This is a genomic window from Flagellimonas eckloniae (genome assembly GCF_001413955.1).
Classification (GTDB): Bacteria; Bacteroidota; Bacteroidia; order Flavobacteriales; family Flavobacteriaceae; genus Flagellimonas; species Flagellimonas eckloniae.
The window spans coordinates 1221401-1247637 of record NZ_LCTZ01000002.1 but is presented as its reverse complement, the minus strand read 5'-3'; the positions used below and the strand labels follow the sequence as shown (position 1 = coordinate 1247637).

At 41.2% G+C, this 26237-nt stretch carries 15 protein-coding genes; 10 read left to right on the top strand and 5 right to left on the bottom strand.

Annotation, left to right across the window (positions count from 1 at the left end; translation table 11 throughout):
• Positions 1 to 50: 50 nt before the first annotated feature.
• The 5 genes from AAY42_RS05395 to AAY42_RS05370 all read right to left on the bottom strand — a co-directional run bounded on the left by AAY42_RS05395 (position 51) and on the right by AAY42_RS05370 (position 6309).
• Entirely contained in the window at positions 51 to 569 is a 519-nt protein-coding gene (locus tag AAY42_RS05395; RefSeq protein ID WP_139063660.1) for a hypothetical protein, read from the bottom strand.
• Positions 553 to 1758, bottom strand: a complete 1206-nt coding sequence (locus AAY42_RS05390; RefSeq protein WP_055393115.1) for a hypothetical protein — start codon at positions 1756 to 1758, stop codon at positions 553 to 555. Before AAY42_RS05390 ends, AAY42_RS05395 begins: the two co-directional genes overlap by 17 nt.
• Complete coding sequence (locus AAY42_RS05385; protein ID WP_055393114.1) at positions 1758 to 3971, bottom strand: type II secretion system protein GspD; 2214 nt, start codon at positions 3969 to 3971, stop codon at positions 1758 to 1760. Before AAY42_RS05385 ends, AAY42_RS05390 begins: the two co-directional genes overlap by 1 nt.
• A gap of 4 nt (positions 3972 to 3975) precedes the next feature.
• A complete protein-coding gene (locus AAY42_RS05380; protein WP_055393113.1) occupies positions 3976 to 5397 on the bottom strand; it encodes a GspE/PulE family protein in 1422 nt (473 codons plus the stop codon).
• A gap of 474 nt (positions 5398 to 5871) precedes the next feature.
• Positions 5872 to 6309, bottom strand: coding sequence for a general secretion pathway protein GspG (locus AAY42_RS05370; protein ID WP_055393110.1), 438 nt, complete (start codon positions 6307 to 6309; stop codon positions 5872 to 5874).
• A gap of 395 nt (positions 6310 to 6704) precedes the next feature.
• Between AAY42_RS05370 and AAY42_RS05365 the strand changes: the two genes are divergently transcribed.
• Genes AAY42_RS05365 through AAY42_RS05325 form a run of 10 tightly spaced genes read left to right on the top strand, consistent with a single transcriptional unit; the run spans position 6705 to position 26212 of the window.
• Positions 6705 to 7001: a hypothetical protein gene (locus AAY42_RS05365; RefSeq protein ID WP_139063658.1), complete on the top strand. Its 297-nt coding sequence runs from the start codon at positions 6705 to 6707 to the stop codon at positions 6999 to 7001.
• A 38-nt stretch (positions 7002 to 7039) separates the two neighbouring features.
• On the top strand, positions 7040 to 8230 hold the full coding sequence (locus tag AAY42_RS18470; protein ID WP_055393106.1) for a malectin domain-containing carbohydrate-binding protein: 1191 nt from the start codon (positions 7040 to 7042) through the stop codon (positions 8228 to 8230).
• Positions 8227 to 9585 (top strand): fibronectin type III domain-containing protein, encoded by a 1359-nt coding sequence (locus AAY42_RS05355; RefSeq protein WP_139063657.1) that lies wholly within the window; start codon positions 8227 to 8229, stop codon positions 9583 to 9585. The genes AAY42_RS18470 and AAY42_RS05355 overlap by 4 nt, the downstream gene beginning before the upstream one ends.
• Positions 9572 to 10738 (top strand): galactose-binding domain-containing protein, encoded by a 1167-nt coding sequence (locus tag AAY42_RS05350; protein WP_055393101.1) that lies wholly within the window; start codon positions 9572 to 9574, stop codon positions 10736 to 10738. Before AAY42_RS05355 ends, AAY42_RS05350 begins: the two co-directional genes overlap by 14 nt.
• A gap of 7 nt (positions 10739 to 10745) precedes the next feature.
• Positions 10746 to 12137, top strand: a complete 1392-nt coding sequence (locus AAY42_RS05345) for a fibronectin type III domain-containing protein (RefSeq protein ID WP_055393100.1) — start codon at positions 10746 to 10748, stop codon at positions 12135 to 12137.
• 18 nt (positions 12138 to 12155) lie between these two features.
• Positions 12156 to 12689 (top strand): OmpH/Skp family outer membrane protein, encoded by a 534-nt coding sequence (locus AAY42_RS05340; RefSeq protein ID WP_055393099.1) that lies wholly within the window; start codon positions 12156 to 12158, stop codon positions 12687 to 12689.
• Positions 12679 to 13341, top strand: coding sequence for a hypothetical protein (locus AAY42_RS05335; RefSeq protein ID WP_055393098.1), 663 nt, complete (start codon positions 12679 to 12681; stop codon positions 13339 to 13341). The genes AAY42_RS05340 and AAY42_RS05335 overlap by 11 nt, the downstream gene beginning before the upstream one ends.
• Before the next feature lie 38 nt (positions 13342 to 13379).
• Positions 13380 to 18722 (top strand): hypothetical protein, encoded by a 5343-nt coding sequence (locus AAY42_RS17925; RefSeq protein WP_139063655.1) that lies wholly within the window; start codon positions 13380 to 13382, stop codon positions 18720 to 18722.
• 16 nt (positions 18723 to 18738) lie between these two features.
• Positions 18739 to 25842: a leucine-rich repeat domain-containing protein gene (locus tag AAY42_RS18245; protein ID WP_175288732.1), complete on the top strand. Its 7104-nt coding sequence runs from the start codon at positions 18739 to 18741 to the stop codon at positions 25840 to 25842.
• Complete coding sequence (locus tag AAY42_RS05325) at positions 25823 to 26212, top strand: hypothetical protein (RefSeq protein WP_055393091.1); 390 nt, start codon at positions 25823 to 25825, stop codon at positions 26210 to 26212. Before AAY42_RS18245 ends, AAY42_RS05325 begins: the two co-directional genes overlap by 20 nt.
• Positions 26213 to 26237: the final 25 nt, after the last annotated feature.

Genomic DNA, 26237 nt, shown 5'->3' with positions numbered 1-26237 from the left:
TCTTGATACCAAAAATAGAAAAATGGTAAGATTTATAAACGCAGATAAAGCTACTTTATCTGTTCCAAAAAAACTATGGTCTGTAAATATGTTCGCTTGGTTCTATAATCTTTTTTCTTTTCAAATTCCAAGTGAGATACGCTTCCTAAGTTTCTTTTGGTTTCTAAATCGTGGATTAGCCTAAGTATGGAAACATAACTCCCTTCAAGAGTGAAAATGTAAGTCATAACATGACTGTTATCTTTATCACTGGTATGCGGGGCATTAAAATCAATAATTTTTATGTTGTTTTCGGCAGCTTCCTTATTTACAACCCGCAATAAGTTGTTTTCCATGGCTGTATTGTTCAGGTCCAACTTTTGAAGTACAGAATCTAAATAGATTTCTTTTTTGGACAGTAATGTCAATTTTTGCGGAATATCTTCAGATAAGCGTTCTTCCTTTTTTAAGGACAGGTATTCTTTTCGTAAGTCAAGTGTATTGGAGATTGCTAATTTATAACATAGCAACAAAGCCAAAAACAGAAACAATAATAGTATTATATTCTTATTTTTAAAATTCTGCGACACTGATTTTTATCTTAAAATTTGATGTATTTTTATTTTTATAATCGTAGTCCATTGTTTCCACAGATGTAATCCATTCAATTGTTTCCAAAAGAGTAATCCAAGAAGAAAAATCTTCACTGCTTATGGAGGTTCCCATAACCAATATTCTATTCTCATCAAGCTGGATAGGTTTTGATTCCTGTATAGGTTTTGTGAGTGGTTGATAAAGCAATTCGGTCAAGAGGATGCTTTTTGGGAGTGAAGCACCAAGCTTGTCTAGATAAAATGATGTTCTAGAGTTTGAAAGGGACAATACAGCATCTACTTTTTTTTCTTTTTCGTTCACCCGATTCCTGACAATGGTTAGATTCTTTTTGTTCTCATTTTTAAAGGCCAAGTTTTCTTTTGACAATTGAACCCTATCAAAATAAAAGTTGAACAACAGAAAGTTTGAGAGTAAGAGCAATAATATAAAACCCAAAGATGAACGCAATAGTATGCCAAATGTCCTACTGTTTACAAATTCGCTTTGCAGGTTTCTGCCAACATTGCTAAAATTGGAAGCTCTCATTGTATTGCTAGTCAAAAAACTCAATACTCCAGAAAAAGCCATTATCTCGGTATTTTTGACACTCAATCCGTTGATGTTATATGTTGAAACAGAACTGTTTTTTTTTGAAATGGATAAATTGGTATCAGAAAGACCGTTTAGGACCAACTTATCTGTATTTGTGAATATAAAATCACTGTCCAGATAGTCTACAATTATACTTAACGAGCACGGACCCAGTGAAAAACCCCCTACATTAAACTTCATTTTTTTTAATTGTACCAGGTAATTTTCTACATCCTGTTTTTTGACAACGCTTATGCAAGGGAGGTCTTTGAGCTTTGAAATTTGATAAAAGAAGTTTTCAAAATTCAATCCCGGAAAAACTTGTTCCACAGCTGCCCTGTCTTCAAAATTGGATATTGCATGTTTTGTAATTACACTGTCCGTATTATAAATAAGATATATAGGAACTGAGACTTTGGCTAGGGAGGGAAGCATTTCCAATTCGCCAAAACTTTGACTATCCATAATGACCAGCTCGCCTTTCTTTTTTATTACTTGTAAAAGCCGGAACTGGGTAGTACCTTCTATTTGATATATTTCCAATCCATAGAAGGTATTTCCCTTGGTAAAATATGTTTTTATGTAGTCTAACACTAGTAAATGACCGTTGGTTTAATTAAAATGGTGAGTTTCTGTTTACTGTCCTCTCTTATCCGCTTGCTAAAAAACCATTTGATTATGGGGATTCTTGCCAGAAAGGGCACACCGCTGCCCGAGTCATTTTTTACTTTTTCCTCCAGTCCCCCTAGAATTGCCAAATCCTGATTTTGCATTCTGATGATGGAACTGAATTCCCTAGATGTTAGCCCAGGTGGGGCATCGTCATCTATCCGTTCGGAACTGAAGTCTGACTGTATTACGTTAATATCCAAGGTCACCTGGCCGTTACCCGAGACAAGTGGTTTTATACTTACTGCGAGTTGTGCATCTATAGGCTGAAAGTTTCGAATCTCAGAGGCAGTGGGTATCTGGGATCCGAAAAAATTCTGACTGGTTACCACATAATAGGTGGTTTCGCCTATAGAAAGGTTGGCTCGATGGCCATTTAAGGTGGAAAGTTTTGGTGTAGACCTAATCTTTATATTTCCATTGGACTCCATGGCTTTAATGGTTGCAAAAAATTCAGGAACGACCTTACCAATATTAAAGGAGCCAAACCCGTCAAAACCACCAATAATTTTATTTACAGTACTGGCACCTAGGGTTAAGTCGGTTTCAGGGAATACGTTACCTGTAGTCGTTACAGCTTCTTCACCAATTCCCCAACTAATACCTGTCTCAACTGTAGCTGACTTTCTAACCTCAATTAGCATCACTTCAATAAGAATCACGGGAACAGGTTTATCTATCTCTTTGATGAATTTCTTGAAACGATTGATATTGGCAGCTGGACCGCTGACCAAAAAACTATTCAGTTCAAAATCTATTTTGACATCCAAGTCGGTAACTACATCATCTGGCAAGATATTTACGATGGCTTCTGCGGGTGAGGAATAGTCGTTAAATTGGTTAGTTTGGGTACTGATTCTTCTTGAGCTATTGGAATTTTGTCCAAAATTACCCTGCGTATTGTTAAACCCTGTACTGCTATTTTGAAATCCATTCCCTAAATAATTTACACCCCCAGAGACAGTTCTTCCTGCTGTTCTTCCTGCTCCACCTGATTGCATGGGATCTCCCAATAGTTCAACGGACCGATGCATCATTTGTATGACTTCCAACTTTCGAACGCTTAGTTGGTCCGCTGTGCCAAAAAAATAGCGGTCATTTTCTTTTTTAAATGTAAAACTTGCGGTGGTTGTATTTGGAAGGGGATTTTGTGATGCCCTGTTTTGGGATCGATTGGGATTTTGAGGCCGTGGCGAAACATTAGCATTCCCAGTATTTGGAGAAGTAGCCTTGCTTTCAAATATTTTTGTCAGTAATTCATCGTAATAAATTTGTTTTGCTTTGAAATTGATGTTCCCAGCATCCGTTAGAGGAGTAGCCACATATACATCCAAGTCAAGGTCTAAACTTATGTCCCTGACAATTGCAGCAATAGGAACATTATCGAAATCTACATTTAATATTCTATTTACGGTATCCAATACCTGGTAGTAGAAATTGTTATTTCCCAAAGCCCTATTCCCTCGATTTGCGACACCTGAACTCCCGTTGTTTTGAATGACCCGATCAAAAAGGTAAAAACCATCCCTGGACTTTGAATATTTCAAATTGTTGGTCTCCGCAAGTTTTTCCATTGCCAGATCAATAGGTACATTCTTGAGGTATAGGGTCAAAGGAATAGTTTCCATTCCATTATTGTACAACAGATTTTGCCCGGAAATGTCAATGATTTTACGGAAGGTTTTTTCCAAGGTATCCCCATTTAGATCCATGGAAATAAGATTGTTCAAGGCATCAAAGGCCACAACAACTTCTTTTTCCGGAACAACCACTGGGGGAGACTGAAATTTTTGGATGGAGAGGATATTACCTGTAAAATTAATATCCAAACCGTATTGCTTACAAAGGAATACGAGCAAATCTGCCACCGTTACGTTTGAGAAATTATTTACGATGTTGATTCCTTGCAATCCGGGATCAATATTGATATTTATTTTGTGTACTTGGGATACGGCAAGTAAAAAATTGGAAAGCGATACACTGTTTACGTTGATGTCAAGTTTCAAGTTTTCTGAAAGCCCGGGATTATCTACTGATAGTACTTCAAGATTGTTTTTTATGCTTTGTATCCTGCTTTCTTCCTGACCATAGAAGAAAATGGAATACAATAAAAAAATCAATAGTAGGTTCTTTTTCATTTGATTAGGTGGTTAACAATGGATATACTTCAGCAATAGATGTGGTCCCTTCCTTCATCAATAGCAGTGCATTGTCTTTAAGGCTACTAATGTTATGCTCCTTTAAATAGTTGTTGATATCCAATGCATTGTTTTTAATAAGGGGAGTTAATGAGCCAGTAATGGGTATGATTTCGTAAATGGCCTTTCTTCCAGTATAACCGGTATGGTGGCAAGCTTGACAGCCGACAGGCACATAATGTTCTCTTAAATCCTTAGGTGGATTAAACCCTTCAGGGAATACATCTGCGGTAAGCTCGGTTTTTTGTTTACATTTTTCACATAGCTTTCGCACCAAACGTTGGGCAACGCTTAAGTTTAGGGTACTCGCAATCAGAAATGGCGGAATGCCCATGTCAATAAGCCTGGAGACAGTGGCCCAAGCTGAGTTGGTGTGGATGGTGGATAGCACTAAATGCCCTGTCAAAGCTGCGCGTATGGCCATGTTTGCCGTTTTAACATCCCGAATTTCCCCAACCATGATAATGTCTGGATCTTGTCTTAAAAATGTTCGAAGCGCACTGGCAAAATCCAATCCAATGTTTTCTTTTAACTGAACTTGATTCACCCCTTCCAAAGTGTATTCAATAGGATCTTCAATGGTTAGGATATTGGTTTTGGAGTCATTCAGTAGTTTTAAGGTGGCATATAAGGTGGTGGTCTTTCCAGAACCGGTTGGACCAGAGATCAATACAATGCCATTAGGAATTTTTATCCCTTCCTTGTATCTGCGAAGCTCATTTGCATTGAATCCCAAATCAGTTAAGCTAACTGATTTTGTATCCTTGTTCAATATCCTGAGCACAATTTTTTCCCCAAATAGAGTGGGAAGGGAGGAGACGCGAATATCAAATTCACTTCCGTTGGACTTCATGGTAATTCGCCCATCTTGGGGTAGACGCTTTTCGGCAATATCCAAATCTGCCCTTATCTTAATTTTATTGATGATAGTAGGATACTCATGAATGGGTATGCTAAATTGCTCCATCAATTTGCCATCCAATCTAAAACGTACCCTACATATGGTTTCATAGGGCTCAAAGTGTATATCACTACTACCAATGGCCTTTGCGTTCACCAAAATTTTTTCTAGGAAATCAGGAGTATAATGTAGCTCTCCATTTTGGGTAGCTTCGACTTTTCTGTAATTGGCGGTTAAAAAATCTTGTAGTTCTGTGGAGGGGAGTGGTTCAAGCTTCAATGGAAAATCCAATACTATTTGCAACTCTGAAGCTAGACTTTCAAGAGCTTTGGAATCGGTCCAAAAAACTAAAATACCATCGATTGATTCTTTTGGGACAACTCTATAAAAAAAGGCTTGGTCCGCACTAATATGCTGAACTAGTGTTGGAGGGAGATATAAATCTTTCCTTGTTTCAGTAGGCATATAGCGATGTGGATTTAGAGGCGATACTTGATAAGACTACAAAAAAAAGAAAAAATGCCATTAAACCGGCTAGGGGCACACTGGACAACTCAAGTCTCTTCTTCGATAACAGAAACACGAGAAGGGAAAATACAATGGAGCCTACAAAAAGGACAACAAAAGTTATGGTGGGGAATCCCAACCCAAAAGCATAGAAAAAAAGAATGTCGCCTAAACCCAAGCTATGGTTGAGAAAGGTCTTTTTTAAAAATAACCGGGTATAAACAAAAAGTATGGTGACTATTGCAGTAACAAGCAAAGCATTGATTGCGGAATAGTATATAAAAATTTTTAGTCCATTTGTGTTTAAGAAGAGAAGAAGGCCAAACAATAGCATAGCTAGGGGGAATAGGAACCAAAATACTTTTCGTTCCTTAAAATCCTGATACGATATACCTGCAAGACAAACCATTAGCATCACTTTTAAAGCCAAAATCAATCCTTTACAATCTGTTTTGGGTTACCATTTTCATCCACTTCCCATATGTTGAACACGCCGTCACCATCAAAATCTGTTATTGCGGAGGCCCTAGCCTTAAAAGTGGCATTATCTGCACTTATCACCTCATAGATATAATTGGCGGTCCCATTTTCTCTTACTGTTCTGGGCGCTTCAAAATCCAATTCCTCCATAATGTCGGAATATTTACTGTGCATATACCTATAGGTAGTTTGTGCATTGTAAATAGCTTTTAACTGTACCTGTGCCTCAACGCTTTTCGCTTTGGATATTAATGGCATTAAGTTGGGAAGGGCCAACAATAGCAGAATGCCAATAATGGCAAGTACGATTAAGGTTTCCTGCAGGTTGATAGCCTTTATTTTTTTAAGGGGAATGGGCTTTATGGTGGAATTAATCCGAATGCTTTTCATTTGGGCGTTTGGTTCAGAAGAAGGTACAAGGTATACTTTTTTGTAAAAATTACAACATATTATCTGATATATATCGATAATTTTTTCATATAAATAGTGTAAGAAATTAATATTTAAAACATAAGATTATCATATTGTTAATTCTCTAAAATAATGTAGTTAAAGTCTTCACTTAATGAAAGGAATACAAATTTTTGGATTACAGATAGTTATAAATTTAAAGAATAAAATTTCAAATTTTTAAAGAAAAAATTTATTGTATTACGAATAAAAATCTTACAAAATATTTCTTACTTTTCATGTAGCCAAACATCTATTTCAATCAACCTAACGTGAAAAGAATTCTAACCCCCTTCTTATCTGTTTGTTTAACCATATCAAGTTATGGACAAACATTGCAAAAACTTTTTTTTTCCCCACAAAGCCATTTGTTTTTTAGTGTTGTTGCAATAGCCCCATCCATTGGTCATGATATGGCAAGAACTCGATTTAACGGTCCTGATATTGAGGCTACATTGGACACAGATACCAAAGCATATGGACCGCCCAATATTCCCTTTGCCGAAAATGGCATTCAATTGGAGAAGATTGAGGGGCTGGTCCCTTTGCATTCTAGAATTAAAAAAGGAAGATCAAAATTATATAAGAGAAATCGAAAAGAAGTAGAACGCTTAAGTATGCTACTGGCATAAGAAAAGTCCAAGTTTAACACAAACCTAATCAAAACCAGATGAAAGTTATTTTAAAAATTGTATTTCTATTTTTCTGCGGATCGATAATCGCACAGACCAATTTATCGCTACGTGTCAATGCAGGTGGACCACAACTTACCCATAACGGGGATGTTTTTCTCGCCGACCAATATTCTGTGAGCGGAAGTGGTTGGACTACTACCAATGGTCAAAGTCTTGATGCTCTTTATGTCACGGAAAGATGGGGAGACCAGACGTTATCTTATGAAATACCTGTGGACAATGGAACTTATGATGTAATTCTCCATTTCGCGGAGTTATGGTATCACGGTGGCGAAATTGGATCAAGAGTATTCGATGTGAGTATGGAAAATCAATTAGTACTCGATAACTATGACATAAACGCAGATATTGGCCCTTTGACTGCTGTTGAAAAAGCCTTTGTTGTTAGTGTGACTGATGGATTTTTAAGTATTTATTTTTCTTCTCTTCCGGCAGATGGAGGTGCAAACAACCCTAAAGTTTCAGCTATAGAAGTACTTGGAACAAACAATACGGACACCCAATCCCCAACTACCCCAACATTATCCAGTGCAACTAATACAGATACTACGGTGGACCTCTCCTGGAGCGGAGCTACCGATAACATTGCCGTCACGGGGTACAAAATTTATAAGGATGGTGCTTTGGAGGCCACATTGGGCAATGTTAGTACCTATCAAGTTACTGGTTTAACCGCTAGCACTGCATACAATTTTACAGCAACCGCTCTTGACGCTGCAGGGAATGAGAGTGTGACCAGTAATATTGTCTCAGTTACAACTGATAGCTCTGGGGGATCTTCGGGTGGAAGTACTGTCTGGAGCGAATCTTCTGGAAACATCTCTTACAGTGCCGGGAATGTCGGTATCGGCACAAGTACTATTCCAAGCGCCTATAAACTTGCGGTGAACGGAAAGATTATTACTGAAGAGCTCAAGGTACAGTTACAATCGGCATGGCCAGACTATGTTTTCGCCAAAAACTATGACCTTCCTTCTCTGGAAGAAATCCAAAAACATATTGATGAAAAAGGTCACTTGCCAAATATGCCCTCGGCCAAGGAAGTCGAGGAAAACGGGATTGAAGTAGGAGAGATGAACCGATTGCTCTTGGAGAAGATAGAGGAACTTACAATCTACATTATAGCAATGAAAAAGGAAATTATCGAATTAAAAAATAAAAGATGAATAACAACAAACTTTTCGCTTTTATGCTTTGCACGTTAATGTGTCAGATATTTTTAGCTCAGAATACCCCAGATAGTACTATCAATTTAGCGCTTTTAAATGATGCTACAGTTACGAGTAACATTACAGGGCCTGCTCGGGGAATTCCCGAGGATGTGTTCTACGACCTTGTTAAGGACGATTATGTAAGTAAAACTCCATGGAATGAATACGGAGTAGCTGGTGGCCTTAATCTTGGGATCCCTTCGAGGGGGAATGGGTTTAATTTTCAAATAGAATGGGCCACACCAAAAAATATTAACTATTTAACATTTGGAGGCACCTATCCCAATCAACCACAACCAAATACAAAATGGGCTATAAGCTATTTTGATGGTAGCAGTTGGATTACCCTCTCTGAAGGTACTGGTGGATGGATAGACAGTGGCATTTATGTATGGGGCGGTACAGAACAGATTCCGATTTATGCATCAAAATTGCTTATTGAAATTTTTAGTGATGGTGTAAACGATTTAATCAGCATACACCTAAGAGGGAGAGGCGGTGTTTCAAATGGGACCAACGATTCTTCAACTACAACAAAGGCTTGCTTAATACAATATTTGCCATCTACAAATCAGGATAACCAAGACCCCACAGCGCCCACACTGACAAGCACGGGCCATGGTCAGAGCACTGTTAACCTTAGCTGGAGCGGCGCTACAGACAATACGGCCGTAACAGGATACAAAATTTTTAAAGATGGTGTTTTGGAAGCCACCTTGGGTAATGTAAGCTCTTATCAGGTAGTGGGCCTAACAGCATCTACAAGTTACAGTTTCACTATGATCGCCTTGGATGCTGCTGGGAACGAGAGTGTTACCAGTAATACTGTTCCCATAACCACCGATGCTCTTTCAGGAGGTGTAAGTTCTGCATGGTCTGAGAATGGAACTACCTTGAGCCATACCGGCGAAGTTGCTATAGGCACCAGTTCGGTTCCATCAGGGTATAAGTTGGCCGTGGATGGCAATATCCGTACCCGAGAGATTCGGGTGGACCAGGACAGCTGGCCGGACTACGTATTCGAGGAAGGTTATGAGTTGCCTTCCCTGGAGGAAATCGAAAAACATATAGAGAAAAAGGGATATCTGCCCAACATCCCCTCTGCCAAGGAAGTTGAGAAAAACGGGATTGAAGTAGGAGAAATGAACCGGTTGCTCTTAGAAAAGATAGAGGAACTTACGCTTTATATAATCCAATTAGAGAAAGAGAACAAAAGAATAGATGCTTTGGAAAATGAGCAAAAAATACTAAAGCAAAATATGAAAGACCTTAAGATGATAATCAAAACATATAAGAATGCAAAAAAATAACCTTGCGCTAATTCTATTAGTCTTGCCATTTTTGGCTTTTGCCCAGAACCTTGCACTTAATAAACCAACTGAACAATCCACTACTTATGTAGGCTTTGTTTCTTCAAGAGCAGTAGATGGTAGTACTGGAATATATTCGCATACACATTATAACAAAACTGATCAATGGTGGAAAGTCGATTTGGAAAGTACCTACACGATTAATCGTATTGTCGTATATAATCGAAATGGAACAACAGAGCAAGAAGATAGGCTTATTGGTAGTAAGGTTATGGTTAGTTTGGTCAACAGCTCTGACCCTAATGATTATACTGAACTTTATACATTAACAAGTGATTTGGTTCAGGATCAAACTGGTCTTAATGTACAAGGGAGATATATAATGGTATATCAACCTTCAATTGGTCCATTGCACTTGGCAGAGGTTGAGGTTTTTGGTACTGCTGGGAGTTCGGACACTCAAAATCCAACGGCCCCAACACTCTCCAATACCGGTCAATCACAGACTACTGCAGATTTAAGCTGGAGCGGAGCTACCGATAACACTGCCGTAACTGGATATAAGATTTTTAAAGATGGTGCTTTGGAGGCCACTTTTGGTAATGTAAGCACCTATCAAGTAACTGGATTGACGGCTAGCACTACCTACGGTTTCACAGCAACCGCTCTTGATGCTGCCGGTAATGAGAGTGTGACCAGTAATATTGTCTCAGTTACAACTGACAGTTCTGGGGGGTCTTCGGGTGGAAGCACGGTCTGGAGCGAATCCTCAGGAGATATTTCGTATACAACGGGCAATGTGGGCATAGGTACAAGTAGTATTCCAAGTGAATACAAGCTTGCGGTAAATGGCAAGATCATCAGCGAAGAGCTAAAGGTGCAACTGCAATCGGCATGGCCGGACTATGTTTTCAATAAAGACTACAAACTGCCAACATTGGAGGAAATCCAAAAGCATATTCAGGAAAAAGGGCATTTGATTAACATTCCCTCTGCAGATGAAGTGGAGGCCAATGGCGTCGAACTTGGTGAAATGAACAAACTGTTGTTAGAGAAGATTGAAGAGTTGACGCTGTATATTCTCAAACAACAGCAAAAGATTACGGCTATGGATAGAAGATTGGAAATATTAGAAAATATAACTATTGACTAAAACTAAAATGAAAAATAAATCTCTTTTTTTGATTGCTTTTTGCTTATTTTACCACCAACTTTCATTAGCACAAAACACTTACACGTATACTCTTATTGATGCGGATAACAACACTGCGTTAATTTCCTCATTCAATACCGATGTCACTTGGAATATTGATAATTCAGGGGGTCTGAATTTAATTTCAGATTTATCTGTATACGGTGTTGCAGATAAAGTAAGGTTTATTACAACTGAAAATACGCGTACTGAGGGGGCGATTCCATATGCCTATTATGGTGATGCCTCTGGTGCTTATGGGCAACAAGGTCCTACATATTATGGATGGTTCCCTACTGTGGGCTCCCTTTATTTTACGGTTGAATATTTAGATGTCAATCTAAATGTAATTACCACAGATACCTTTACAATAACGTTTATTGATAATAACACATCCTCTCCGGACACCGAAGCCCCTATGGCCCCGACGCTTTCGAGCACCGGAGAGACGGAAACCACCGCGGACCTTTTCTGGAGCGGTGCCACGGACAATGTAGCTGTTACCGATTATAATATTTACAAGGACGGTGTCTTTGAGGTGAACGTCAGTGGAAGTCTACATACGGTAACTGGCTTAACTTCATCCACTACCTATAGCTTTACGGTGACCGCCTTGGATGCTGCCGGGAACGAGAGTGTTGCCAGTAATGCGATATTAGTGACAACCGATAGCTCAACGGACACTCAGGTCCCAACGGTCCCAACGCTATCCAGTAATGGAGAAACGGAGACCACGGCGAATCTTTCCTGGAGCGGTGCCACGGACAATGTCGGGGTAACCGGATACAAGATTTTTAAAGATGGCGCTTTGGAGGCCACCTTGGGCAATGTAAGTTCCCATACGGTCACGGGCCTTACCGCATCTACCACTTATAGTTTTACGGTTACCGCTTTGGATGCTGCCGGGAACGAGAGTGTGGCCAGTAATATTGTGCAAGTTACAACTGACAGCTCTGGGGGTTCTTCGGGTGGAGGCACCGTCTGGAGCGAATCTTCTGGAAACATCTCATATAGTGCTGGAAATGTAGGTATCGGTACAAGTACTATTCCAAATACCTACAAACTTGCCGTAAACGGAAAGATCATAAGCGAGGAGCTCAAGGTACAGTTACAATCGGCATGGCCAGATTATGTTTTTGCAAAGGATTATGACCTGCCTTCTTTGGAAGAAGTAGGAAAGTATATTCAAAAAAAGGGTCATCTGCCCAACATGCCTCCTGCCAAGGAAGTTAAGGAAAATGGAATTGAAGTAGGTGAAATGAACAGGTTGCTCTTGGAAAAGATAGAGGAGCTTACGCTGTATATCCTTCAACAGGAAGAACGCTTGAAAAGTCTAGAAAACAAAATTGACAACAAATAAAAACCAAGAACTACACCTATGAACAAACTCGCATTGCCCATTTCAATAATTGCCTTACTAGCCAGCATTGCTACTTTTTTTATTTCACAATCCAAATCAGATTTGGTTTATGTGGATATCAACAAGTTGGTTGAAGGATATGACCGCACAGCAAAAGAGCGGGAAGCCTTTAACAAAAAAACAGCTACGCTAAAGGCAAATGTGGACAGCCTTATGGTGAATTGGCAAAATGAACTGAAGGACTATGAAAAAGAACGAAGCTCAATGACCAAAAAAGAGTTGGAGCTCAAACAAGAATTGCTGCAGGGCAAACAACAACAAATCAACAATTACCAACAGGCCATACAGAAGCAGATACAGGAAGAAGATCAAAAAATGACCCAGACGGTCATAAATGATATCAATGCCTATGTAAAGGAATATGGAAAGGAAAATGGCTACCCAATAATTTTTGGAGCGGGAGGCAATGGTAACATCATGTATGCTGTAGATGCTTCAGATTTAACCGAAACCATTTTAGAAGGGCTAAATACAGATTATAATGGCAAGTAAACTCAATAGAAGGGGACTTTCTTGGCTGCCCAAGCTACGAATGCAAATACTCTCCCCTGTGTTTGTATTGGTATTGGGGGTATCGTGCAAACCCAAAACCTTCGACTCAGAAAAAGAGCTGTTCGCCTATCTTAAAACGGAGGCAAATGGGTATCACCATGAAAAGGTCATTGGAAATATTTCTTACGCTCTTACTTATAGGCCTACCGACTTGTTGGTGAAACAGGAACTCACCGAAGGTTTTTCCAACGAAAAAGTGGATAGCCTACGAAAAGAGTACAGTAACTACCTCTACTTTAATTTGAGTATGAGTGCCAATAATCAGGAATTGTTGAATGCCACGGCGAGGAATAGGAATGAGTTTGGGGTCATGGTCAACCAGCTGGTATTTGGGATGGGAGATAAAGTACATCTAATCAGTCAAAAGAGAGATACCATACCCATGATAGATTATGTATATCCCAGAATGTATGGAACGGACAAAAGCACCAATATGCTGTTGGTATATCCAAAAGAAAAAAAACTATTGGAACAGGACTACTTTTTTTTCAGTGTGCAGGATTTTGGTTTTGCCACTGGTGAGGTAGGATTTAAGATACATACAAAACCATTCCTCATAGAGCCACAACTAAATTTTGATGAAATCCTTTAACTATGAATACAATATCCTCTAACCATAAAAAAACTAGTATGGAGAAAACCAAGTTTTCACATAAGGTCATGGCGGTGTTTTTAACACTAAATTTTTTAACAGGTCTTTTACCTGTAAATCTTCTATTTGCATCTAATAATGGGCCAAACTCACCTGATGTCGCAGGTTTTGAACCCATTGATGCCACCGATATGGTAAATTTGAATACGGGGAATCTAGCCTATACCCTTCCCTTGATGGAAGTGGATGGTTTTCCTATATCTATGGCGTACCACGCAGGGGTGCCTGCAACGTTGGATGCCTCATGGGCAGGCTTAGGATGGTATTTGAATACTGGGGCCATTAACAGGCAACAAATTGCCGTGCCAGATGATTGGAAGGCCGGTACCTCCATTAACTTTATCTCATATCAAAATGCCGAGACAACCTATGAACTTGGAGTGGGTGCTTCAATACCGGAATTGGGCTATGCAGGGGTAGGGATCTCATGGGGCGGTAACCAGGGGCTTGTGGGTATGGTAGAAGCTGGTATTGGATTAGGGAGCACATTTAATTTGGATCAAACACAAACAGGTTTGGGGATTAATGCTAGTGCCAATACTGCTGGACAATACTATATTGGAGCCTATGCAGGAGTACAAATAAAAGGCTCCTCTGTAAACATTGGGGCTAATGTGGGCTATTCCTCAAGTGGAGGGGTAATTGCTGGGGTTGGTGCTTCTGTTTCGGATGGCAATTCCAAAACGGGTATGTCAACTATGGGTATTGGGTATAATACCAAGGGAATGTTTTCAATTGGTGCTGGCGGTGGAAAGGAATATCAAAATGGAAGAGGAGGTTTTGGTGGTGGAGGCCTATCTATGGGCAGTTTTTCATCTGGGGATTATGATATTTCAACAAAAAGCCTTGGGGCACGAATTCCTCTAATTGTCCTCCCTATTTATATAAAATTCGGAAAACGTAAAGTAACTTACACTTTGCGTAAGGGATATAAGGATACGGCATATGGATCATTGTATTCAGCAGAGGCTGCAAGCGTGAATCCCCTCAACTTTCCAGATGGCAACTACTTGGATTACCAGAACCGCTATGCGTATATGGATGTATATGAGCAAGAGCTACCGCAACAGGAAGAGGAATTTATAACGGACTATCTAGCAGACCGCGAAAAATTGAATTTCACCTTTGCCGGTTATGATATGTTTGATGTGCAGGCCAATGGTATTGGCGGTCGTCTCAGACCACGTTTATTAGACAATGTAACACTTTTTAATAGGGGATATGATGGTAATGATTCCGAGGTTGCCAATAGCAAAAAACATGTCTTTTATCATAATACGGGATTAAGCTCAAATCGCTATTTCGGCTCAGGCAATCGTCAAATGCAGCTATATTTTGATGGGACGTTTTCCAATGCGGAGAAAATAACCCCCAGTAACGTGGTATTGAGCGGCGATGAGTTGTTCGATATGGTCGATAACCCTGCTGATACCGGAACCTTTCTCACCAATCCTGATAGAAGGGCAACTACTCCGTCATACGTAGAGGTATTCACCAATCAAGAATTGGCTGACCAGATTTATCCAGGGCAGTACGGAGTTACAGAACCGGAGGCGCTACCGTTTTCGGTTAGGCACGATAGTAATTATGTAGATCCAAACGGTATTGGTGCCTATCGTATTACTTCCCCAGATGGCAAGACCTATCACTTTACCTTACCAGTCTATCAATTTGAAAAAGTAAAGAGAACATTATTAAAAACGGCCAATCAAGATCCTCACAATGCTTCAGATGTCTCAGAAAGTCGCCAATATACCCGTTATGCCACCCATTGGTTGTTGACAGCGGTAACCGGACCAGATTATGTGGATGTGGATAACGATGGAAAGGTAGGACCAAATGATTATGGCTATTGGGTTCGGTTGGACCATGGCAAATGGTCCGATGGCTACACTTGGCGACAACCCTATGAGGATGAGGCACGTAACTATACCACGAATATCAGACGAGAAATAGATGAGGAGGATTTCGGTTACTTCTCGTTTGGGCGCAAGGAGTTATACTATCTGAATAAAATTGTTTCCCGTGAACATACAGCCTTCTTTGTAAAGGATATACGGAGTGATGCTGTTGGAAAGGCCATGGATTTTTATTTTGAAAATGGTGGAAACGAGGAGATAGGTACTTCAGGAACTCAGGGTTGGCTCAATCAATCCATGGGGATAGATGTTGATGTAAGGGAAACAGGGGTTAACTACGATACAGAATATACACTGCGCTTGGATAAAATTTTATTGGTCCGCAATGAAAACGCTGACGGCCTCACTCCAGATTTGGGTTCAGGATTGGGCAGTGGTTTTAGCGATTATACAAAGAATGATCAGGTGCTGATTAATTGGCAATCCGAAGATTTCAGAAATCACTACGGCGATGGGTATACCTATACGCTGCATCAGGAAGATAATATTTTAGATGTACAAGATGTTGCTGTATCTGGAATACAGAACGATATTTTAAAAGAGGTACGGTTTAACCACAGTTATGACCTGGCTAAGAATTCCCCCAATTCATGGGTTACTCCAGTGAACCCGAACAAGGGAAAACTTACGTTGGAATCTGTAGAGTTTAGGGGACGCCAGGGAACGAAATATATGCCACCCTACCGCTTTGATTATTACGATAGAGATGCGGAGAACGTTTCTTTTGAGGAGTTAAGGAAATTATTGATGGGGGACGACCTTTACAATGCGGCAGATGACACACCTACTTATAGAGCGGCGTATTATTCAGCAAGAAAGGACCTTGTGGATGACTGGGGCTATATCCATGATGATGAGGACCGTTGGAGCCTAAAGAGCATACAGATGCCCACAGGAGCTTCCATTGACATTGAATACGAAGAGGACGATTATTGGATAGAGGCGTTTTCCAGAAGATATTGGGAAGAAAACCTAAGATTCTCTGTTTATTATGATCCCAATCAGACATGGGGGTGTGGCGGGACTTTTAACGGTTATAGGGATTATAAGATATATGTACAAAACCTTTCTGGTATCGATAATGACTTAGTTACTGACTTCAACAAATATTTTGAAATCGGGGATCAAGTGTATTTAGATCTTTGGATGTGCAAAAGACGAGATAAACTAATAGGCTCTGATGAACAAAATTGGGTTAATATACCAGGAGACATCAATGATGTGCCCGAAGATATTAGCAATTTCTCTTGCGTTGACGATATTATGACACCAATGGTTGTTGAAAATATACTTACTGACAACACAATGGTTTTATCTGTAGGAATCGCAGTAAACCCTAACTGGTATTTTATACAAAATTTTGGAGATGTTGATGCTTCACCAATTAGCACAAACTTATCCAATCTTTATTATTATGGAAGAAAGGATGGGGAAGGATCACCGAGATTTCAAGCAGGTGTCCGCGGGCAATGTGTAGATATTGGCAGTCAACAATCTGCGCATTCCATTAATTATAAACTCCTTGCCAATAAAATCCCAGAAGACGAAGTAGGTGGCGGCCTTAAGGTTACCAAGGTAACCACTACCACGGATACCGGTTCTGTGGGGGTATTGGAATATGACTATACTTTTCCGCCCGATCATGAAAAAGCAGGTCGGTCATCTGGTATTACCTCTTTTGCTCCAGTAGATGGGCTACAGTTTGTGCCCTACCAATCAGAGTTGCCCAACCCTGGGGTGCAGTATGAATATGTAACCCTATATCGCAAGGATGGTAACGACAATATATTGGATTATACCGAGTATAATTTCCATACCCTTAAACCTGCTTTCAACATCTTTAGTGAGAACCTGATGTTGGAAAACGAAGAGCGTGGCCCTACCGAAGACCCTATTTTTTGGACAGAGGTCACCGCCGAAGAACAGGGTACTACCCAAGCCAAAAAAATAGGGGTACACCTAAACACGGGTATTTTAGGTTCCTACAAAGGAATAAAACAGTACAATGCTTTAGGGCATATCTTATCCTCAGTAGACTACACCTATACCAACGGAACCCAATTGACGGCACAAGGACAAGGACACGTGCAAGAGTCCTTTAATAGTCTAAAATCGGTATTTAGGACGGATAGTGATGGTAATGGTGCTAGTTTGACAAACCGTTTATTGAGTGTTTCCACACGCAGTGAGTACAACAATGCTCAGGTTTCGATAAGCAATACTGCCAATGGGCATACCAGTACGGTCACCTACACGGATGTAGACCCCATTTTAGGAAGCTACCGCAATTCCGAAACGTTACGGGCAGATGGCACTTATGAACGGCAACGGCGTATTCCGGCCTATGAAGTCTATCCAACCATGGGGCCTAAGGCAGAGGACCCTAATAATACCAATATGCTTACCCAGGAGGCCATGATGCTGACCGATGTACAGGTAAATGGACAATGGCAAACAACACAGGCCAGTACCAGCACATGGCATGACGAGACCATGTATGAAGATGAAACAACAACTACGAATGACGGTATCTGGCGTAAATTGGGTAGCTGGGCATGGCGTGGTGCAGTGGACGTCAATGGTACCTACGGGCGTGAGGTAACCACCGCAGATTTTCAATGGGGATATGGGCAGTCCCAGACAAACTCCGAATGGTTACATATTTCCGAAACTACAAGATATAACCACTATTCCATGCCTTTGGAAAGTAGAGATCTTAATGGCAACTACGTTTCCAGCAAAACAGGGGCAGACGGCCACCGATTTGTTGCAGCAGGGAATGCGGCTTATAACGAACTCTTCTTCTCTGGAGCAGAGGAAAGCATTGGAACCGATTTGGGCGGAGGGGTTACCCTGGGCACCGGGACTGTTGACAATTCCCAAGCCCACACGGGGACAAGTTCTGTAAATATAGCTTCTGGAGGAAATAGTTTTGTGCTCAATCTGGTGCCTGAGACGCAAGAACGGTTTAAGGCATCTGTATGGGTGCTTGCCGATAGTCCTCCAGCCTTGAACTTACAGGTTGGTGGTGCCTCGGTCAATTATATGGCCAATGAGGTGGTGCGGGCCGGGCAATGGACACAACTCAGTTTTTATTTTGATGCCACCATGGCCACTGCCGTGCAACTGACCAATCAATCGGGCAATGCAGTCCATGTCGACGATTTTAGGCTGCATCCTGTTGCATCCGCAATGAGTTGCTATGTGTACAACGACTTGGGCGAACTAAGCCACATGCTTGGAGCCAATAATTTGGGCATTGAATACGTGTATGATACGGCAGGCAGGTTACAAGAGACCCGGAATGAAGTTGTGGATTATAGTGGAGCTGGAAGTGGAGGCTTTAAAAAGGGCCAAGAATATAGTTATACCTACAAATACAGTGCAGACGAAACCAATTAACCAAAAAACTAATCCAATGGGAAAATTAAAATTTCTACTCATAGGCCTTGCAGCTCATATGGTCCTCAATGTGACCCATGCCCAAGATGTGTCATCAGCGGAACGCCAGGCACTTATAGACCTTTATAACAGCACCAATGGTGCTAGCTGGGCCAATAATACCAATTGGAACACCTCTTCAGTAGTAAGTACTTGGTATGGGGTGACCGTGGTCAATGATGTTGTTACTGAACTGGATTTAAGTTCCAACCTTTTATCCGGGACAATCCCACAAAGTATTGATGACCTTAGTGGGCTGACCAGAATAGATTTTGATGATAATCAATTGTCAGGGACAATCCCAACCTCAATTGGTTTGCTCACAAATCTGGAAAAATTGACCTTCAGCCGCAATCAATTATCCGGTAGTTTACCCACGGAAATTGGACAACTCACCAATTTGGACTTGTTATCATTATGGGACAATAGTTTCACAGGGGCAATCCCCTCAAACCTGTCATTACTGACTGGATTGGTAAACCTTTATCTATATGACAATATGTTTTCCGGTGGAATCCCTACCGCTTTGGGCCAATTATCCAACCTTGCAAATTTGGATTTGGCCAACAACCAACTTACCGGAACCATCCCAACAGAACTATCCCAACTATCAAATCTTTTTTTACTTCGATTATCAGGAAACCAACTTTCAGGAACCATTCCTTCAGGGCTTTCCCAATTGAATAATTTAACGTTTCTGATATTGGGAAATAACTTGCTTAGTGGCAATGTTCCTAATTTCACAGGCAGTTCCCTAAATAGATTAGAAATAGACATCAATGCCTTTCTCTTTTCCAATTTTGAAGCCGAACATCCAACCTATTTTTCCAATTTATCTATTTACAACTATTCACCCCAAGCCAAGGTAGACCAAGAAGAAACGCTTTCGGTAGCAGAAAATGGCAGCATTACACTGACCAGCACAGCCCTTACCAGTACCAACAATAGCTACCAATGGTATAAGGACGGAGTAGCCATTTCCGGTGCAACCAGTAAGGACTATGTGATTTCTAATGCAACAGCAACGGATGCTGGGGTGTATCATTTTGAGGCCACCAACTCCGTGGTCACGGGGCTCACCCTGACCCGAAACGATATTACCCTAAGCGTAACCGCTCCCACTTGTGGGGTCTCCGCAGCGGAAAAACAGGCACTTTTGGATCTTTACAACAGTACCAACGGGGCCAACTGGACCAATACCTGGGACATTGTTAACGACGAGCCCTGTGATTGGTATGGGGTGACGGTCGAAAATGGGAATGTAACTATGTTAAGTTTAAATAACAATCAGCTAGATGGTATTATTGGAGCCACAATTGGAAACCTTACAAACTTAACCCACCTACTGATGTCTAGCAATAACCTTAGTGGAGAAATCCCTGAGGAAGTTGGGAATCTTTCTAATTTAACCTTTCTCACTTTTAGCGCTAATAATCTTATTGGTCCCATCCCTAAAGAACTTGGAAATCTGGCAAACTTGGCAAGCCTTACTTTAACCCGAAATTCACTTAGCGGGGAAGTACCTGTGGAACTCACCAATCTTTCAAGCCTTGTAAGCCTTTACTTGGACGAGAATAAGTTAACAGGTAATTTTGCCATGAATTTAGTAAACACCCCTGGAATTATAACGGTTAACATTCAAGACAATGAATTTATATTTAGCAATTTAGAAGACTCATTTAACACATTAATTTCTATTCCAACTTTTATATACGGCCCACAAGCAAAGGTTGATGAAGAAGAAACAATGACTGTAGTTGAAAATGGCTCCATTACCTTAACCTCCAATGATCTTACCAGCGTTAACAATAGTTACCAATGGTATAAGGATGGGGTGGCCATTGCAGGAGCCACTAGTAAAGATTATGTTATCTCCAATGCAACCGCAACTGATGCTGGGGTTTATTATTTTAGAGCACTTAACAGTGTGGTCACTAGTGCAAGTGGTTTACAATTAACCAGAAATAATATTACCCTAAGCGTAACCGCCCCCACTTGTGGGGTATCCGCTGCTGAAAAACAAGCACTTTTGGACCTTTACAATAGCACCAACGGGGCCAATTGGACCAATACCTGGGATATTGTTAACGACGAACCTTGTGATTGGTATGGGGTAACGGTCGAAAATGGGGAAGTGATCCGATTATATCTATTGGACAATAATTTATCCGGAACCCTGACAACTGAACTGGGTCAATTAACAAATCTGAGAGGCCTCGATCTTCGTAATAACCAGATTGCCGGTAGTATTCCGGCATCTCTTGGAAATTTAACATCTTTGGAATTTCTTATACTTTCAAGAAACAATTTGTCAAGCAACATTCCGAGCTCTATAGGTAACTTGATAAACCTTAAAACACTCGCATTAAATGAAAACATTTTAACAGGTTCAATCCCATCTACACTTGGTAATTTTCCAAGTCTTTCCTTGCTCATTTTGAACGATAACAACTTAACTGGAAATATTCCAAGTACATTAGGAAATTTATCAAGTCTAACCGGTCTTAGTATAGATAATAATAACTTATCTGGGAATATTCCTGCTGAACTTGGCCAACTTGGTAATTTGACCCAATTATATCTTTATAACAATCAGCTAACAGGTGCTATTCCTGCCGAACTTGGCCAACTTGGTAATTTGACCCAATTACATCTTTATAACAATCAGCTAACAGGGACTATTCCGATTGAACTGGGTCAATTAAATAATTTGGAGCGCATGAAACTAAATGATAATCAATTCTCTGGAAATATTCCAGCAGAATTAGGTAATCTTTCCAATTTAATAGAACTAGGATTAGATAATAATAATCTACAAGGCCAAATCCCCTCTACCCTAAATCAACTAAGTAATCTGGACATTCTAGACTTGTCCAATAATCAGCTATCTGGACCCTTGCCAAATTTCATTGGAATTGTAAGGTTAACATTGGGAATTTGCAATAATTCATTGGTTTTTGGGGATTTTGAAAATCAACATATATCTTATTTAGGCACGATAGGTTCCTATTCTTATTCCCCCCAAGCCGAAGTCAATGAGGAAGAAACCCATGTCGTCTGCGTAGAGGAAAGTTTGGTGCTGACTACAGATGTTACCGGTTCGGCAAATCACTACCAATGGTTTAAAGATGGCACCCCAATTGCCGGGGCACCGGACAGTGCTACCTACCTCATTCAAAATGCTACCTTGGCCGACGCGGGTATATACCATTGCGAGGTAACAAGCGATATTGTCACAGGACTTACCCTTACTCGAAGGCCCATAGAAGTTACTGTATCTACTCTATTGGAGGACACCCATAATACGGTGACTAGCCGTTCCTACGACCTTACAGGAAACCAGATAGCGGCGGGCAAACAATTCTATGATGGTCTTGGGCTGTTGGAGCAGACCCAAAGCTGGAACATAAGAACAGATGAGACCTGGGCTTCCGCAGTGTTGCGCGATGCCTTTGATCGGTCCGCCCTGCAGACCCTTTCGTCTCCAATTACCTCTGGAAGCCAGTTCAATTTTAAGGAAGATTTTGTGATGCAGGCGGTCAATGTGCCCTACACCCTTACCGATTATCAAGACCCTTTGAATCCATCAACGGTGGCCAATTTAGAGAACACTTTGGGCTGGTATTACAGCGAGGACAATACAGATAATCCGTACCAAGATCAAACCGACTATCCTTTTTCGCGTACGGTATACAGCACCTTAAATCCAGGTGGAGTACTAACGGCCTTTGGGGGCAATAAAATTGATCAAACCGGAACCGAAGAATGGGCAAAGACCTATGCTTTTACGATGTCTTCCGGGGGCGAACTCGCCCATAGCTCGGCCTTTAACGATATTGCCTATTCGAGCAGGCGAATTATCAAGACCGTAAACCGAGATGTCCATGGGATAGAAACCGTGGTCTTTAGGGATACGGATGGTAGGGTGTTGGCCGCCGCACGCAGTGGCAATGAGGAAAACCCTGCTCAGTTACAATATGGGGTTACTTTAGAGGTTGGCTCCCAAGGCTATGTGGATATTCATATTCCCCAAGGGTGTACCGGAATTACCTTGGGTGGCGGTGGACCACTGGATGGTCAATCCTATCAAATCTATGACCTCACCTCAGAAGAACAGGTCTTTGGAACAAGCACATTACCAGCAGGTTTTTATAGAGTGGCCTTTACGGTAAAAGAACCTGCAACTCCCTATACGGTAAGCCATCAAGTGAATTATTATGACTATAGCCTTAACGAATATGATACAGCCAATAGATTGGTGGCTTCGTACCAGCCCCTTGGCAATACCAAAGCGGAAAAACCAGTGACCACCTACGAGTACAACACATTGGGACAGTTGATCAAGACCACTAGCCCAGATGAAGGTACCGCTTGGTTTGAGTATAGGGAAGATGGTCAGATACGTTTTTCGCAAAACAGCAAGCAACTGGAGTTTGGTAATGACCCCTACAGCCCCCTTGCCAACGGATGGATTTCCTATACTGACTATGATGCGCAGGCAAGACCTGTGGAATCAGGGGAAATTTCTGCCTCTTTGTACTATGTAGATGCAGATGCATCAAGTACCGATCCGTATTCTCAACGTGGGGTGATCCAAACACAATATGATTTTGTCGATACCTCTGAACTTTCAGGTATTTTGGGCCTACCGGTCGCGTATCATTCCCCCGCTTTTTTATCGGGCAATGTGGCCAAAACATCAAACGATAACAGTAGCACCTATTATAGCTACGACATTTATGGCCGGGTACAATGGGTGGCCCAAAATATTACAGGTCTGGGTGCAAAGACCATAGACTATGAATACGACCCCGTTTCCGGTCTTGTTACCAAAGTCCTCTATCAAAAGGATCAAACCGATCAGTTTGTACATCGATACACCTATGATGCTGCCTACCAATTAACTTTGGTGGAAACTTCACCAGATAATAGCACATACGAAGAACACGCGCGTTATTTTTATCATGAGGATGGCAGTCTAAGGCGTACAGAACTGGCAGAAGGGGTACAGGGAATAGATTATGTCTATAACTTGGCGGGCCAGCTAAAGGCCATTAACCACCCTACGCTAGACCCCACCAACGACCCAGGGGGCGATACCAACGACCTTTTTGGAATGGCCCTGGATTACCACAACAACGATTACAAACGGACCAATACCCCAACCCCGGTGACCACCAATGCCGGAGGTACGGATCAGTTTAATGGCAATATAAAGAGCACGCGCTGGAACAATGCCTATCAACCCATAATAGGAGGCGAACATCGCTATAGCTATACCTATGATAAGAACTACTGGATGACCGGGGCAGATTTTGAGGCCTCTGGAACGGCAACGGGCAGTCCCCAGGCCAACGTGACCAGTACCGATGTGGTTGCAAGCGGGGAGGTTCTGGAGCTTAAGGCGGGCCAGTCCGTAACGCTTTTACCGGGTTTTGAAGCACAAAATGGTAGTGAGGTAAGTGTGTTTATAGACACCGGCAGCACCACTATAGTCTATGGGGCGAATGACTATGATGTAAGCAATATTACCTACGATGCCAATGGTAACATACAAAGCCTGTCCCGTAATAAAGGCTCACAAACAGGCACCAATGCCATGGACGATTTGGATTATACCTACAAAAGTAACCCACAGGATGGCCCCAACCAACTATTGCGGGTAGACGATGCCGTGGGTGATGCCCCAGATGCGGATGATATTGATGATCAAGATGGGGACAACTACGTGTACAATGCCATTGGGCAATTGGTGCGCAACAATACCGAAGATATTGATTATCTTTACAATGCCAGTGGCTTGGTGACCGAGGTACAACAAGGAGGCCAGCCAGCGGTGAAGTTCTTTTACAACGATAGAAACCATAGGATAAAAAAGGAAACCTATACCAATGGGGCCTTGCAGTACAGCACCTATTATGTACGTGATGTGGCCGGGCAGGTACTGGCCATTTATAACAATACCGGTGGTAGTATGGCCTTGGCGGAACAGCCCATTTATGGTGGTGGTCGTATAGGTGTCTCGTATGTCAGTTCGAGCGCAGTCGAGAACAGATTATACGTTTACGAACTCACAGACCACCTGGGCAATGTACGGGCGGTGTTTACCAAAAACGGCACAACAGCGCAGGAAGAGGGCTTTACGGACTACTATCCCTTTGGCATGCCAATGCCAGGACGCTCACTTTTGGGTGCAGAGGGTTATAGATATGCCTTCCAAGGGCAGGAAAAGGACCCAGAGACGGGGAAAGAAGCTTTTCAGTTAAGGCTCTGGGACTCTAGAATCGGTAGGTGGCTCACAACTGATCCGTTTGGGCAGTACAATAACCCGTATTTGGGGATGGGGAATAACCCTATAAGTCGAATCGACCCTGATGGTGGACAAGATTGTAATTGTAAAGACAATGACCCCCCAGGACTCCTACCTTTTTTTAATAGCCTTTTCAATGATTTATCCAATTTTTTACAAGGAATCGATTCCAAGGAAGGTCCTGATTACAGTTATCTTGACCAATTAAATAAACAGCAAGATGTATTGAATGCTTTGACATCCGATTTGAAAAGAAGAGAAGAATTTCTTCAAAAGGCGAATGGAGTTGCGCTTACTGTTGGAACTGGAGGGTTAGGTTTGGCAACGACAAGTGGTACCCTTAGTGCTAGTTTGATAACAAGAGGAGGGCTTTCCGCATTAGCAAAAAGGGGGCTGTTTTCTTTTTCTACAAAAGGTTTTGGTCAAAGAGTTTTGTTTGAAACAGGTACTGAGCTTTTAGCGAATAATTTTAATCCGTATGAGGTGAATTTGATTGGAATTGCCGCGTCCGTCCCCGCATCAAATTTAGGTTCTGAGTTTATTGGAAGCGCATATGAGTATTCCATTAATGAAGGCTTTGATATTTTTACATATGAAGCAGCGGCCGTGAATTTCACTGTGGGTAGAGCTAATAGCAGTATTCATAGTAATTTGCAAGGTACTTCTAGTTTACTAGGAAATAATGGATCTATACAGGTAATGAGAAATAGCTTTATTTTAGCAGGGCAGACAGGAACTAAATTATTAGGAAATGAAATTATCGGGAATTGACAAATTAAAGGATGAAGAGTATAGGGGTAGGATATTTTTAGCCATTATAGTTGTAGTTATTTTGGGAGGTATTGTTTTTCAATATTATAAGCAAAAAGATATAAAACTAAATGAGGGTCAAATCACTGGAAGAATAACAAAATTTTTAAAACATGGTAGAGCTAGCTTTGGAGTTAGGTACGAATATTATGTCAATGGAGAACTATATGCCGGTCAAGTAGGCATTAGTCCTTTCAGTTGTGATAATGGAAAAAAGGGATGCGTAGGGGAAGAATTTGAAGTTTATTATTCCATTAAAAACCCCGAGTATAGTAGAATAGACCTTGGTAAGTATGAACAATATAAAAATACCGTAGAATTTTTTGATTGACCCCCGCTCCCGCTAGATTGTACCT

Coding starts and splice junctions, on each gene's coding strand:
- AAY42_RS05385 (WP_055393114.1), bottom strand. CDS start 3,971: ATGAAAAAGAACCTACTATTGATTTTTTTATTGTATTCCATTTTCTTC.
- AAY42_RS05380 (WP_055393113.1), bottom strand. CDS start 5,397: ATGCCTACTGAAACAAGGAAAGATTTATATCTCCCTCCAACACTAGTT.
- AAY42_RS05370 (WP_055393110.1), bottom strand. CDS start 6,309: ATGAAAAGCATTCGGATTAATTCCACCATAAAGCCCATTCCCCTTAAA.
- AAY42_RS18470 (WP_055393106.1), top strand. CDS start 7,040: ATGAAAGTTATTTTAAAAATTGTATTTCTATTTTTCTGCGGATCGATA.
- AAY42_RS05355 (WP_139063657.1), top strand. CDS start 8,227: ATGAATAACAACAAACTTTTCGCTTTTATGCTTTGCACGTTAATGTGT.
- AAY42_RS05350 (WP_055393101.1), top strand. CDS start 9,572: ATGCAAAAAAATAACCTTGCGCTAATTCTATTAGTCTTGCCATTTTTG.
- AAY42_RS05345 (WP_055393100.1), top strand. CDS start 10,746: ATGAAAAATAAATCTCTTTTTTTGATTGCTTTTTGCTTATTTTACCAC.
- AAY42_RS05340 (WP_055393099.1), top strand. CDS start 12,156: ATGAACAAACTCGCATTGCCCATTTCAATAATTGCCTTACTAGCCAGC.
- AAY42_RS05335 (WP_055393098.1), top strand. CDS start 12,679: ATGGCAAGTAAACTCAATAGAAGGGGACTTTCTTGGCTGCCCAAGCTA.
- AAY42_RS17925 (WP_139063655.1), top strand. CDS start 13,380: ATGGAGAAAACCAAGTTTTCACATAAGGTCATGGCGGTGTTTTTAACA.
- AAY42_RS18245 (WP_175288732.1), top strand. CDS start 18,739: ATGGGAAAATTAAAATTTCTACTCATAGGCCTTGCAGCTCATATGGTC.
- AAY42_RS05325 (WP_055393091.1), top strand. CDS start 25,823: ATGAAATTATCGGGAATTGACAAATTAAAGGATGAAGAGTATAGGGGT.